The organism is Sphingomonas kaistensis, assembly GCF_036884275.1.
In the GTDB taxonomy this organism is placed as follows: Bacteria; Pseudomonadota; Alphaproteobacteria; order Sphingomonadales; family Sphingomonadaceae; genus Sphingomicrobium; species Sphingomicrobium kaistense_A.
Map to the genome: position 1 here is coordinate 39927 of NZ_CP145607.1, position 12575 is coordinate 52501.

Annotated in this window: 12 protein-coding genes; 3 read left to right on the top strand and 9 right to left on the bottom strand. The window is 60.2% G+C overall.

Annotated features, from left to right (window positions below; translation table 11 throughout):
- The first annotated feature begins 363 nt into the window (after positions 1–363).
- A complete protein-coding gene (locus V6R86_RS00145; protein WP_338501055.1) occupies positions 364–1665 on the top strand; it encodes a M20/M25/M40 family metallo-hydrolase in 1302 nt (433 codons plus the stop codon).
- A gap of 31 nt (positions 1666–1696) precedes the next feature.
- Here V6R86_RS00145 and V6R86_RS00150 read toward each other — a convergent pair whose 3' ends face one another.
- Complete coding sequence (locus V6R86_RS00150; protein WP_338501056.1) at positions 1697–2188, bottom strand: FKBP-type peptidyl-prolyl cis-trans isomerase; 492 nt, start codon at positions 2186–2188, stop codon at positions 1697–1699.
- Between the two features lie 77 nt (positions 2189–2265).
- On the opposite strand from V6R86_RS00150, the gene V6R86_RS00155 reads away from it, so the two are divergent.
- On the top strand, positions 2266–3372 hold the full coding sequence (locus V6R86_RS00155; RefSeq protein ID WP_425335967.1) for an alpha/beta fold hydrolase: 1107 nt from the start codon (positions 2266–2268) through the stop codon (positions 3370–3372).
- 367 nt (positions 3373–3739) lie between these two features.
- On the opposite strand, the gene V6R86_RS00160 is transcribed toward V6R86_RS00155, so the two are convergent.
- The 6 genes from V6R86_RS00160 to V6R86_RS00185 form a co-directional block, all read right to left on the bottom strand.
- Entirely contained in the window at positions 3740–5284 is a 1545-nt protein-coding gene (locus tag V6R86_RS00160) for an MFS transporter (protein WP_338501059.1), read from the bottom strand.
- A gap of 1104 nt (positions 5285–6388) precedes the next feature.
- Positions 6389–6649, bottom strand: coding sequence for a DUF6894 family protein (locus V6R86_RS00165; protein ID WP_338501060.1), 261 nt, complete (start codon positions 6647–6649; stop codon positions 6389–6391).
- Between the two features lie 279 nt (positions 6650–6928).
- Positions 6929–7411 (bottom strand): hypothetical protein, encoded by a 483-nt coding sequence (locus V6R86_RS00170; RefSeq protein ID WP_338501061.1) that lies wholly within the window; start codon positions 7409–7411, stop codon positions 6929–6931.
- A gap of 125 nt (positions 7412–7536) precedes the next feature.
- Entirely contained in the window at positions 7537–8334 is a 798-nt protein-coding gene (locus tag V6R86_RS00175; RefSeq protein ID WP_338501062.1) for an alpha/beta hydrolase, read from the bottom strand.
- A gap of 232 nt (positions 8335–8566) precedes the next feature.
- Positions 8567–8857 carry a hypothetical protein gene (locus V6R86_RS00180; RefSeq protein ID WP_338501063.1) on the bottom strand — a complete coding sequence of 97 codons (291 nt, stop codon included), beginning with the start codon at positions 8855–8857 and terminating at the stop codon, positions 8567–8569.
- Between the two features lie 4 nt (positions 8858–8861).
- Entirely contained in the window at positions 8862–9371 is a 510-nt protein-coding gene (locus V6R86_RS00185) for a helix-turn-helix domain-containing protein (RefSeq protein WP_338501064.1), read from the bottom strand.
- A gap of 213 nt (positions 9372–9584) precedes the next feature.
- Between V6R86_RS00185 and V6R86_RS00190 the strand changes: the two genes are divergently transcribed.
- Positions 9585–9932 (top strand): VOC family protein, encoded by a 348-nt coding sequence (locus V6R86_RS00190; protein ID WP_338501065.1) that lies wholly within the window; start codon positions 9585–9587, stop codon positions 9930–9932.
- A gap of 241 nt (positions 9933–10173) precedes the next feature.
- Here the strand turns inward: V6R86_RS00190 and V6R86_RS00195 are convergent, their stop codons facing one another.
- Positions 10174–10536, bottom strand: coding sequence for a response regulator (locus V6R86_RS00195; RefSeq protein WP_338501066.1), 363 nt, complete (start codon positions 10534–10536; stop codon positions 10174–10176).
- Positions 10536–12521 carry a sensor histidine kinase gene (locus V6R86_RS00200; protein ID WP_338501067.1) on the bottom strand — a complete coding sequence of 662 codons (1986 nt, stop codon included), beginning with the start codon at positions 12519–12521 and terminating at the stop codon, positions 10536–10538. Before V6R86_RS00200 ends, V6R86_RS00195 begins: the two co-directional genes overlap by 1 nt.
- Positions 12522–12575: the final 54 nt, after the last annotated feature.

Sequence of the window (12575 nt, forward strand, 5' to 3'; positions counted from 1 at the left end):
TCCACCCTTTTCGCAAGCTCGTCTGCGGCGGCGAGAGTTGGTGTAAACGACACCAAGAAGCCGACTAGTAGTGCGTGTCTCAGCTTCATCTCGATTGCCCCCCCTGCGGAAAAGGGGATGCTCAACCTTCAAGGCACGCAGTGCAAGCCAATTAACTCACATCAGTAATCATAGAGGAGTTGGGGTTGCACCAGTCGACTGATCGCTCGGCGGCGCGTGGCACAGCAGCGCGGTCGTCCTTTCAATGCGCAGCGGTGTCTTCGTCCTACCCGAGGCAAATTTGCACCCTCCTGAGGTTGCACTGGCCACGCGATAGCGCTGAATGGGTAAGATCGCCACCAAGTGCCCACATCCGGAGGATTGATGAAGCCGCTTTGCACACTTGCTGCAGCCTTGGTGATCGTTACCCCGGTGGAGGCCCGCCTCACCGTGTCGGAGAAACGCATGGTGCAAGTGGTCGATGCCGAACAGGCTCGTTCGCTCGCCCTGTTGGAGCGGCTGGTCAACCAGAACAGCGGCACGATGAACGTCGACGGAGTTGCGAAAGTCGGCGCCATGATGAGTGCCGAGCTGGAGCCGTTAGGCTTCAAGGTCGTGTGGAAGCCGCTGCCGCAGACGAAGCGTGCCGGTCATCTCATCGCAACGCACGAGGGCAGACGCGGCGGCAAGCGCCTGCTGCTGATCGGTCATCTCGACACGGTTTTCGAGCCGAACTCGCCGTTCCAGCGGTACGCTCGCAGCGGGGACAAGGCGACCGGTCCGGGAGTCGGAGACGATAAAGGCGGCATGGTCGTCATGGTCGCAGCACTGAGGGCGATGCGCGCCGCCGGCTCGCTGAACGGGGCCAACATGGAGATCCACCTGACAGGCGATGAGGAAAGCACGGGCCGGCCTATCGAGGTGGCGCGCGAGGACTTGATCGCGGCGGGCAAGCGAGCCGATGCGGCGCTCGATTTCGAAGGACTGTCGCAGGAAGACGGCCGCGACATGGGCTCGATCGCGCGGCGCTCCTCGAACAGCTGGTCGCTGCGCACGACCGCCAAGTCGGGTCACTCCAGCGGCATCTTCGGTAACGCCGTTGGTGATGGCGCAGCTTTCGAGCTTGCGCGTATCCTTGCGGCGTTCCGCACTGAGCTGCCCGAGGAAAACCTCACGTTCAACGTCGGGATCGCGGCGACTGGCGCGACAGCCGAGCTCAGCACGGATGCAGCGGGCGTTAGTGCGATCGGCAAGACAAACATCATTCCGGCCGCCGGGATCGCACGCGGCGATTTTCGGACGCTGAGCGAAGAGCAAACCTTGCGCGTACAGGCGAAGATGCGGGCAATCGTTGCCAAGCATCTGCCCGGAGCGTCGGCGACGATCACCTTTGACGAAGGCTACCCGCCGATGGCGCCCACCGAAGGTAATCGGGCGTTGCTGCGGCGCCTCAACGAGGTGAACGCCGACATGGGCCTGCCAGCAATGGGCGAGCTCCATCCGTCCAAGCGAGGCGCCGGTGATATCGCCTTTGTCGCCAAGGACGTGGACGGGCTAGTGGGTCTTGGACCTGCTGGCGACGGTTCACATGCACCGGGCGAAACGGTCGACCTGCCCAGCATCCAGCGCCAGGCAAAACGCGCCGCAATCCTAATGTCGCGGCTCGCGAGCGAGCTGCGACGCTAGACCAAATGCGAGGGCTTATCCAGGTTGCTGATTACCGGCCTCGGGAAGCAGCGAGCGGTGGTGCAGGTGTCGGTTCGATCGAGATCAATTCCACATCGAAGATAAGTGTGCTTCCCGGCGGAATGTCGCGCCGCAAGGTTGCTTCGGGAGGAGTAAATCGGCGCCCTTCGTGGCCGTAGCCAAGGTAGCCAGGAATGGTGAAGCGCCACCGGTCGCCGGGGCGCATAAGCTGAACCAGCGCACTGAAACCAGGTATCACGGTGCGTACGGAGAAGCGCGTGGGCCCCGTGCCGTCGGCTGCTGAAGTACTGAAGATGCTCCCGTCCTCCAGTCGTCCGACATAGCGGATCATGACGTCGTCCGACCGCAAGGGACGCGCCCCTGCGGGCGAGCCCGAGCGCAGCGTTTCATAAGAAAGACCTGGCAAGCGGACGACCTTGCTTTGCGGGGCTTGCGCAATTGCGAAGGTGCCGGAGCTAACAGCCACGAGGGCGAAGACTGCCAAGCTGAGTTGAGCGCGCATGTAAGACCCTTCAGCGTGTCGATGTAGACATCCCTGATCGGCTTGGATTGGCCTCGAAAGCGAGTCAGAAGAGGCGCATGACATGGCTTCTTCAAATCCTGGCAGGCTTCGCTGCTCAGGCCGCCCCTTTACCTCCTGCAGCCGCTCCGGCGCGCTCGGCAACTGCTGCCGTAACCAAGTGGCCAACCCGCGAGGCAGATTTCACTGTTCGTGACTTCCGTTTCCAGAGCGGCGAGCGACTCCCGTCTCTCCGCATCCACTATACCACCTTGGGTCGGCCGCAGCGCGACGCACGCGGCGAGATCAGCAATGCGGTCATGATCCTGCACGGCACCGGTGGAAGCGGTAAGCAGTTCCTGCAGCCCCAATTTGCCGATGAATTGTTCGGCCCGGGACAGCCGCTCGACATCAATCGCTACTGGATCATCCTTCCCGACAATATCGGGCACGGTGGATCGTCCAAGCCTTCGGACGGCTTGCGCACCCGCTTCCCGGCTTATGATTACGATGACATGGTCGAAGCGCAGCACCAACTGCTGAGCAAAAGTTTTGGCATTCGTCAGATGCGGCTAATCATGGGCACGTCGATGGGCTGCATGCACAGCTTCGTCTGGGGAGAGAAACGCCCGGGTTTCGCACGCGCGCTGATGCCGCTCGCTTGTCAGCCGGTAGAGATTGCCGGGCTCAATCGGATGTGGCGGCAACTGCTTGTCGATGGCATCAAGGCCGATCCGGCTTGGGCCGGCGGTGATTACAAGACCCAGCCAATACAGGGCCTTCGAACAGCAGCGTCGATGCTGATCCTGGCCGGCGCGGCCCCGCTCAATCTGCAGCAGAGCTACCCGACGCGCGAGGCCGCGACCGCGCAAGTTCGCGCCCGAATGGAGGCTTCGCTCGCCGCGCTCGAAGCCAACGACCTGCTGTATCAGGTCGACGCGTCGCGGACCTACGATCCGTGGCCAAAGCTGGAAGCAATCACCGCACCAGTGACCTGGATCAATTCGGCGGACGACTTCATAAATCCGCGCGCCCTCGACGTTCCGCAGCGCGCGATTGCCAGGATGCCGAACGCCCGCTTCCGCATGATCGCGGAGAGCGCCGAAACTCGCGGCCACGGCACCCACACCTGGGCCAAGTTTTGGAAAGCCGATCTTGTCGATTTGCTCGCCCGAACCGAGCGCTAAACAGCACCTGGTTGCGACGTCGAAGATCGGCTTTTGGTCCAAGGCGTAATTATTCTACCTGTAATCATTAGCGAAAGCGCAGAGCTTCGCTTGATGATGCGCTTGAAACGTTAGCGGCTCGCCCAATCGCTACGTCCTTAGCTCAGCCCTGGATCGACCCCTACCCGAACGGCGGCAATTGGCCGAGAGCTGCCTTTCCGGAAGCAAGGACCGCTCGGTCGAATTCAGACCTTCATTCATTGGCCTCAAGGCGTAGGATGGAAGCACCTATGTCTTTGAGTTTTTGAGAGAGAGAGAGAGAGAGAGAGAGAGAGAGAGAGAGAGAGAGGCGCGCTGGCACGAGGCGAAACGGGCGCGCGGCTTAGCTTCATTCAGCTTCCAGTTCACGGAGGCTGCGTCCACGGGTTTCCCGTCCCGCCCAGGCGATCATGCCAGCAGAGGCGGCCGTTGGCACAAGCAGGGCGATAGCAGCGCCCACGAGAGTCGGCACAAAGCCGGCAAGGGCTGCGACTTGCACCGCCACACCACCGAACTTGCTGCTGCCGGCCACTAAACCAGTTGCGCGCCCACGCATGCCCAAGGGGTAGTTTTCAGCAGTGTATGGAAGGAGCACCGCGATCGTTCCATTAGTGCCGACTATGAGCATCGCGATGATCGAGACCAGCAACGGCTCCCAGCTGAGTAGTGCTGTCGGGACAAGTGCGCCAATCAAGCCTACAAGCGTCAGCAGGATCGTTGCCACCAAAGTCCACTTGCTGCTGACACGAGCGTAGAAGAAGGCTGCCACCATGATCGTTGGGAGCGCGAGCAGAGATGACTTCGCGAGAATGCCGCTGGCGATGGCAGCACTATATCCACGCGCCTGCAGATCAGAAGGCAGCCACAGCAACAAGCCAAAGTTGACGAAACTCCAGCAAAGCGCTGCAATCGTTAGAGCCAGAGTAATCTGGCGGTAACCACTGGGTGTCGGAACATCAGTGGGCGGTCTTGCCGGCCGCGCCTTCGGAACAAGACCGAAGCGCACCTTCATCTGCTCAAGCTCGGCTGCCCGGCCTTGCTCCGCCAGAAAGCGAGGTGTCTCCGGGATGAGCCAGGCAAGTGCCAGCAGCAGCAGGCCGGTTGGAAAGCCTTGAAGCCAGAGCGCACGCCACCCGAAGATTGGCTCGAAGGTGTGTGCGGCGGCGCTGGCGGCCAAATAACCGCCGACTAGACCTGTACCGCCAACGAGAACGAGCACCCAACTCCGATGCTTCGGCGGCATCACTTCGGCCAGGAGGGTGTAGATGACGGGCAGCATCCCACCTGCAGAGCAACCCATCAGGAAGCACATCACGAGGTTCCACTCGAACGCAGGCATCGCGCCGCAGATCGAAGTCGCGACGAAGAGGATGGTGGACAGGAGGATAGAAACACGTCGCCCGTAAACATCAGCTAGCCAGCCCCACAGGAATGACCCCACCGTCGTTCCCGTCAAAGCCACCAGCGGAAGCAGCGCAACCGTTGAACGTTCGACACCATATTCGACCAGCATCCCCGGCAACACGAAGCCGAGTGTTGCGGGCTTCATCACGTCAATGATGAGGCCGAAGGTCAGGACCAGCAGGACGCCGGCATGCCATTTGTTCAGGGGTGTGCTGTCTGGCGCTTCATAGCTGGTTCCCGCATGATCCCCGTGCGGCGCACGATGCTTTGGCAGCGCACCGAGGCACGCGAGCGGAGCGCCAACTGCGATGGCCGCCATCCCGAAGTACATTTCCAGATCCATGGGCATGCCTGCGAGGTGGTTTCCCATCTCGTGAGCCATCGCCAGCATTGGCAGGTGAAGCAGAACGCCAAGGCTGATGAACGCGCATCCGATCCAGAACCACGCCGCGCGCTCTCCAACGATCGATCCTACTTGAGGTTTGCCCATAGCCTGCTGCGGCTAAGGGGTTCGACCCGCACCTGCAATACAACTGGAGCCTCGTGCCAGTTAGCGCCAGACTATGTGGCCGCAAACGGCAGTCAACGCCAGCAAGGTAGGGCTGCCTAAGCCTAGATTTCGCTTGCGGGTACCGGCTCAGCCGCCCCGATGAGCTCTGAGTTGAGCGGCTGAAGCTGGCCGTCAGGAGAACGTCCGGTGTTCGTGGCGAAAGCTGGGAAGCGGCCGCTCGTTCAGCTGCCGGGCTAATGTCCGCTTTCGACCCATTGCGGACATTCGGATGCTTACCGATAAGGGACGCATGTTAGGTCTCATGCTCTTTGCGCAATTGATAGGAGAGGTGCCGGCGCCTGGGACGCCACCTCCACCGCCAGCACCTCGAAGAATAGAACTGCCGCCGGAGTATGTAGCCACTTGCCGGGTGCTGGATCCGACGGGACGGGTTGCTCGAATTGCAGTTGAAGTGAAGAACTTTCCTCAGCCGAACGGTCGTATTGTTTATGCCGACCGAGCGATGGCATATCTTAGACGAGCAACTCCCGTGTTGAGTCGCGTTAGTATGCCCGATGGAACGGGTGGATGGGACATGTCCGATACGCTTGCGGTGCAGGGCTCGGAACGTGGCGACGTGGCAATCCGGATAGAAACTCGCAATCGCGAACCGTGGGCGAGCGTCTCCCTCATCACGCTGGACAACGCGACATCGTCTAAAGCGTATGAAGCCGGAATGTGCCAGTTGAGGGTGACGAGATAGGGGCGCACGGGCTACTGTCTCAGATCCAGACTGCCAGACCGACATGATGGCCGCTTTCCACCCATTCCGGACACCCGGGCCGATCGTCTGAGTTCGACCCATTGCGGACTTTAGCAGCGTGATTGCGGCGCTTGCCCGTACGGCCTTCCCCTGCTGGTACGGATTGGAACCGAGCCCCAAAACATCAGTTGCTTCGATGCGCTTCTGTGGGGGCCGCATAGAGGCGCGCTAGGGTGGGCTCGTTCGGCCCTGAACCGGGCGAGCCCACTTGCCGCGACGGCCTTCCCCTGTAAGCTTGTTATCGGCGGCTCGTCTGACCCCCTTGCCGTATGGGCCGCCAACTAGCTGACGCGCTTACCAGAAGTTCCCACAGCCGCTGAATCCACCGACACCATCTCAACGGTAAACAGGGTCAGTCCTGTCTGGTCCGACACCGTGACTCGGTATTCTTCATGCTCCCAGTAGCGCTCGGGTGAGTTGCACAGCATCTCGGCGATCATCTGCACAGCATGGCATCTCGCCTCTTGCAAACTCGCCAACTCGGTTCCCGCCTCGTCGCGGGTCTCGGCTCCACTCTGGAGGTGGAAGTAGTACGCAGGCATCCGCAACTCCAATGAGATCGGTGCCGATAAGCTACTGGGCCGCAAACGATAAGTGGCCCTAGTACCTAGATTGGAGTCGTGGAAGCGACATTTTGCTGGCGGCGTAAACTACAGAATGGCCGGCGCTTTTCGACCGTTGCCGACGTCTAGGCAGTAGGTCCGCTTCCACCCATTGCGCACATCGGGGCGGAATGTCTTCCTTCGACCATCAGCGGCCACTCAGCAGGCCGACGCGAACGTCCGCTTTCCACCCATTGCGGGCATTAGCGAACAAAGATGTCACGTCTCTCCTCCCTTTGCGATGATGACCCCATCTTTGAGGCTGTCATTCGCAAAGCGCACCACAGCCTCGAGCTGCCGACGCACCAATTGAAGGGCGGAGCTTTCCTGTACCTTATGCGGTGGCAGTGCGATCTCACCAGCTTCGGTGCGGATAAGCGTGCCAGCGTCGATCAGGTCATGAACCCTACGTCGAACCGTCTCTCGATTTAGACCGGTTGCCGCAGCGACTGACGCAATGTTGCATCGCTGTAATTGCTCGAGCGGCAAGTAGACACTCAGAGAGCGATATTTGGGCTCAAGGTCCGAGCGCATCAGCTTCTCCGACGTGATGGCAATAACGGCCAAGATGATGAACACGCTCGGCAGATCAAAGCGATCTTGTCGCCACACCTCCAACGAGCGCATCAACATCATTGCAGAGCGTATAGCTGTGACACGACTGCTGGCGTCAGCTTGTTCCTCATCGATCGTTAGCTGCATCCTGCACCACTCGACCTAGCTTGTAAGCACAGGCAATGAGCCTGCTGCTCATCTTCTAGCGCGTTGGCTAATTGCGTGAAAGCAGGCGCAAATGTCCGCTTTCGACCCATTGCGGACATCGGCGCTTAGGGTGCCAAAAAGGTCTTCACAGTCTGGGTAAAGACCTCCTGCGGTGCGCCAGCCGTCGGCGAGTGGTCGCCGCGCGGAACGATCCACAGCTGCGACTTGGGGATTGCAGAGTACATCGCGACCGGAATCGCCACTGGGAAGAATTCGTCGCGATCGCCGTGGACGATAAGAGTCCGAGCCTTGATCTTCATCAGGTCTGCAGCCTTGAAGTTCATGTCCGAATGACTGTCCTTAAACTCCCCGAACTGCCGCGCCAGCTCGTGGGCCTGCACCGACCCCCGGGTAGCGCATTTTAGGAATTGCTCGCGGACCGGCGGTGGTAAGCCCTCCGAAGCGACCGACCGCATGATTCGACGGGCCTGCTCTCCGAAATGCGTAGTCGCACCGACTACTACCAGCTTCGACAAGCTCTCCGGATAGCGCGTGGCGAGATGGAGAAGCGTCATCCCTCCGCTGCTAAATCCGATAGCATTTGCACGTTTCACGCCGAGCGCATCCATCAGGTTTTTGACGTCCTGAGCCGACTGCTCGTGGGTAAATTTGCCCGATGGGTTGGTCGATGCGCCGTGTCCGCGCTGGTTGATTGCGATCACACGAAATGATTTGGAAAGCTCCGGAATGATTGCGCCCCAGCTTTGGTCGATGCACTCGCCAAAGCCATGGATCATCAGTAGCGGCTCGCCCGAACCACTCACCCGATACTCGATCTCGACGCCGTTCGTCCGAAGTGTCTCCGCCGATGCGGGCTGCGCCACTGACACGGCGAAAAGCGCAGCTACGACCAATATCTTCATGACAAAAGACCCCTGACCTTGGTCCCCGACTACCACACGAGAACGGACCTCGGAACGTCCGCTTTCCGCCCATTCCAGACATCCGAGCCCGACGTCTGCGTTCGGCCCATTGCAGACATCAAGCGCTGCACTCTTGAGTAGAAGTAGAAGGCTGTGTTGCTCTCGCGGAGGACGACGCCATCACGCGACTGATCGCGGCTCCACCACGCCGAGCCATTGGTGCGCTTAAGATTCATTGCGCAAAAATCGATTGGGCTGCGTTGTTTGGGCATGCCCACCCTTGCATAGGTTGAGCCATGGTTCGAATGGATGCGGATGCCGCCAACGAGGACAGCCGCCTAGCGTTGATAGTGCTCAACGCCTTCACGATGCGGCAGATGGAAGTCTGGCGCGAGGCGATGACGGCAATCATCGGCAGAATGCCTGATCCCGAGGATGTAATGATCGTCGGAGCGATACAGTCCATTGGTGGCGAGAAGCTCTTGCGCCAGACGCTGGATGCGCACCCGATCAATCTGGTCATCGCCTCAGCTCCTGTGCCCCTCAGAAATGCCGACATCCTTCGAACGCAAGTGAGCGCAGGCGATCAGATGGTCGGTCACCTTATCGGCAGTGACGGTCACCTTGCCGGCTAGCCAAGTACGGAGCATGGCCAGCTGGCTTGCCGCAATTCCGACAGCGTAGAGAGGGACTTCGCTGCCAGCGCCGAAGGGGATGCCGTGATCTGCCACTGCACGGGCGAGATGGCGCTCCATGACGCGACCGGCGGGGGAATCAAGGAGTGGGCGAGTCATCGATCGCCGGGTCCAAAGATGGTCTACGGTGGCCTTCACATAGGACCGCGCGGCTCGCCCCGATGACGCGGTCGCGAGGGCGAGCAGGATCGGCTGCATCGCCGCGACGAGGACCTCGTCCTTGCTCCTGAAATTTTCGTAGAAGGTCGATCTTGCAACGCCGGCGGCGTTGACGAGATCGGCTACCTTGATGGTACCGTAACGCTGCTGCTGAGCGAGCTCCGTGAAGGCAGCGACAATCATGGCTTTCGCCCTCTGAGGCGGCTGGCCGGAGACTGGCGATGAGCGAGACATGCCTCTTCCTACCAGCATTGCCGCCGCGTTGCTTGGGTGACGCGCCGGACAATGGAGGCGCAATGTCCGGATCCGGCACCTGGGAGGCTGAACTCACTGGCCAAGGGTTTGCGGCAGGCGCAGGGCGCGAGGCGTTCAAATCATTTCAGGAGTGCAGCGATCATGCATCATGCGGTTGCCATCGTTCCGTCTAATGACCTCGATGCCAGCGAGGCCTTCTACCGGCGCCTGGGCTTTATGGTCGCCAGCGACTACGGCCATTATCGCATTCTCGAAGACGGTCGTGGCTGGCACCTTCACCTGACCCATTCGCCGGGCTGGCCCAAACATATCGAGGATAATCCGTTCGGCTTGTACCTCTACGTCGATGACGTGGACGCGGTCGCCGAAGGCGTTCGCGATCTCATCATTGAGGAAGGCGCTTCACACGCCAAGCCGTTGGGCACCTATGAGTTTGCCGTCAGTGACCCTAGCGGGACGCTGGTTCGGATAGGTCGGGTAATGGGGTGAAGGGCTGTCCAGGTGTCCGCAATGGATCGCTTTGCGACAAAAGCAACTTAGCTGAATGGTCGTCTGCTTACCGGTGATCGCCAGGCAGACCGCAACGGCCGGAACGGGCGCCAAGCAGACCACAACTGCCCTACGACCGCCTTTGGCCGCTAGCGGCTGGTCCGCTATTCGCTAAGGATCGCCGATTGCAAACGCTCGAGTAGCAGAAACGTCTCGGCGTCATCGCAGTGTGGAGAGGTGATCAGCAGATCCTAGCTGCAGCAGACACTGTGGCGATGGCATCCGCAATCACCGTCTCGGAGTACGGCTTGGCCACCGTAAGTGCGCGACGATGCCTCTCGGGGTGCCCCGCCGAGCCGTAACCCGTCGTGAAGAAGTACGGAACGCCGTTGTCAGCCAAGAGATCAGCAATGGGATAGCTCTTCTCGCCATGCAGGTTCACATCGAGAATCGCGAGATCGGGTGCTGAATCTCGTACTAGCTGGAGACCATGATCAAGCCGCGAAGCCGAGCCCACTACAGAGCAGCCGAGGCCTTCAAGTATGTCTTCGAGGGTCAGAGCGACTATCGGCTCGTCCTCAACGATCAGTACCCGCTTCTGCATCACGCGCTCATGCTGGAAACCGGAGCAGACAGGGAGCAAACCACTCCGTGCTCCTCAAAGCTGATTTGTACTCTCGCATTCAGGTCACTCGCAAGCGCACGTTCTATCATCCGAGTTCCAAAACCCCGCTTGGGCGGAGCTTGCACTGCCGGCCCTCCCTTCTCTGTCCAGACAAGAAGAAGCTCTGGATCGTCGCCTGATCCTTCAAGATGCCACCGGATGCTGATGGTCCCGCTGTCGTTGGATAGTGCTCCATACTTAATCGCGTTGGTGCAGAGCTCGTGTAAGGCCAGAGCGAAGGATACGGCAGCCTGCGGGCCAAGTCGAACCTCAGGACCCGCGATGTGGTACCGCCGAAGCTCCGTCCCGCAGACAGTCGCCATCGCGGTCTCCACCACTTGCGACAAGCTAACGGACTCCCAGGCAGCATTCGTCAACAGGTTGTGCGCGGCCGCCAAAGCGCTCAGGCGGGCCTCGAAAGTTGCTCTTTCCTCGGCCGGCGGACGTCCACCTTTGAAGGATTGTTGAGCCAGAGCTTGGACGATCGCCAGGGTATTCTTCACTCGGTGGTTCAGCTCGTCGATTAGGAGCTGTTGGCGCGTTTCTGCCTTCTTCCGCTCTGTTACGTCGCGCCCAACAACGTGAAGGCCAATGGGAGCGCCGTCCTGGAAAAGGAGCCCTGAGTTGATCTCCCAGAAGAGCCATGCTCCAGCCTTGTTCCTGACCTGCACGTCATACTTCGTGGTACCGCCGGCATCGAGCTTGCGCTGAAGCATGCCAGTCGTTCGGGTGTAGTCACTCTCCGATATAAAGTCTGCGATGCGCTTCCCGATTACCTCTTCCCTGCTCAGACCAACGGCGGCCGCTGCGGAATGATTGCAGTCAGTGATGATTTGATCGAGATCAGCAGTGAGGATGAGGTCGCTCGTTTGCTCGAAGATGAGCCGGTAGCGCTCCTCCGTGGACTTGCGAGCATTGAAGGCAGATTGGAGCGCCAAGCCTGCAGCATCGATCTCAGCCAAGCCGGTGCGCGCGAAGTCGGGTGAGGCTCCGCGTTCTATTTGCGCCGCGCTAAGTGCCAGTCGCTTGGTCGCTCTCGTGACCTGACGAGCGGTGAACAGGCCAACCAATGCGCCCATGATTATCAGAAGGACGGCCGAGCCAGCGCTGAGAGAAAGAAGTCCAGTACCTTGAACACCAAGGTCGGCCCGAGGAACGGCAACGAGGAAAGTCCAACCGGAGTAAGCAGAACGGCTGAAGGCCGCCAAGGTCGGCGTGCCCTCAAGCGACTTGCTTTGCTGAACAGACTCGGATCGCGTCCGAAGGGCAGCTCGGATGTCCTTGGTAGCCGGTTTCCCGATCCAGCGATCGGCATCTCGATTTCGCCAGATAATACGGCCTGTGCGGTCGATCACAGTGGTATACGCACGTCCGACGCGTTGGTCCTTCAGGATACGCTCCAGCTGTGCTGGTCGCATGATGATAGAGAGCGCCACGGGAGGAGAGCCGCTCGCTCGCGAAGCGATGTCAACGCAGAGGATCTGTCGCTCGATCAACCCCTCGCTGAGGTTACATACTCTGCTGCGTCCCCTGTCCAGCTCGCGCCACATGTCTTCCGGTGGAGGTCCGGCTGGGAGCGCAGCCCCTGCAGGCAGCGCCGTATTAACGAGCTGGCGGCCGCTCCGATCACTTACAAGAAGCCAAGCATCCGGACCCAACCCGAGCTGTCTTGCGCGAGCATCCACTCTCTTCCAGTCTTGCTGAGAGACTTCACTACTTGTCGCAAGCGCCGTTAGTATCGACTCATAGCGCTTGAGCTCCCCATCGACGACAAGTGAAAGGGCCCTGGTCGTGGCAAGTAATTGCTGCTCGGCTTGTCGCTGACTAGCGCTTTCAACCTGCGAGAGGATCAGCAAGGCTGCCGCGACCACAAGCGCCACGAGCATGATTGAGGCAGTGACGAGATAATTGCGAACCGACCTCAAACCACGCTCCTACCGCTGGCCACGTCAAATCGCGCAAGCTGCTCGGTCAACGGC

What these genes read in the sequence shown, in the direction of transcription:
- V6R86_RS00145 (WP_338501055.1), top strand. Translation starts at nt 364, where the DNA reads ATGAAGCCGCTTTGCACACTTGCTGCAGCCTTGGTGATCGTTACCCCG.
- V6R86_RS00150 (WP_338501056.1), bottom strand. Translation starts at nt 2,188, where the DNA reads ATGCGCGCTCAACTCAGCTTGGCAGTCTTCGCCCTCGTGGCTGTTAGC.
- V6R86_RS00155 (WP_425335967.1), top strand. Translation starts at nt 2,266, where the DNA reads ATGACATGGCTTCTTCAAATCCTGGCAGGCTTCGCTGCTCAGGCCGCC.
- V6R86_RS00160 (WP_338501059.1), bottom strand. Translation starts at nt 5,284, where the DNA reads ATGGGCAAACCTCAAGTAGGATCGATCGTTGGAGAGCGCGCGGCGTGG.
- V6R86_RS00165 (WP_338501060.1), bottom strand. Translation starts at nt 6,649, where the DNA reads ATGCCTGCGTACTACTTCCACCTCCAGAGTGGAGCCGAGACCCGCGAC.
- V6R86_RS00170 (WP_338501061.1), bottom strand. Translation starts at nt 7,411, where the DNA reads ATGCAGCTAACGATCGATGAGGAACAAGCTGACGCCAGCAGTCGTGTC.
- V6R86_RS00175 (WP_338501062.1), bottom strand. Translation starts at nt 8,334, where the DNA reads ATGAAGATATTGGTCGTAGCTGCGCTTTTCGCCGTGTCAGTGGCGCAG.
- V6R86_RS00180 (WP_338501063.1), bottom strand. Translation starts at nt 8,857, where the DNA reads ATGACCAGATTGATCGGGTGCGCATCCAGCGTCTGGCGCAAGAGCTTC.
- V6R86_RS00185 (WP_338501064.1), bottom strand. Translation starts at nt 9,371, where the DNA reads ATGATTGTCGCTGCCTTCACGGAGCTCGCTCAGCAGCAGCGTTACGGT.
- V6R86_RS00190 (WP_338501065.1), top strand. Translation starts at nt 9,585, where the DNA reads ATGCATCATGCGGTTGCCATCGTTCCGTCTAATGACCTCGATGCCAGC.
- V6R86_RS00195 (WP_338501066.1), bottom strand. Translation starts at nt 10,536, where the DNA reads ATGCAGAAGCGGGTACTGATCGTTGAGGACGAGCCGATAGTCGCTCTG.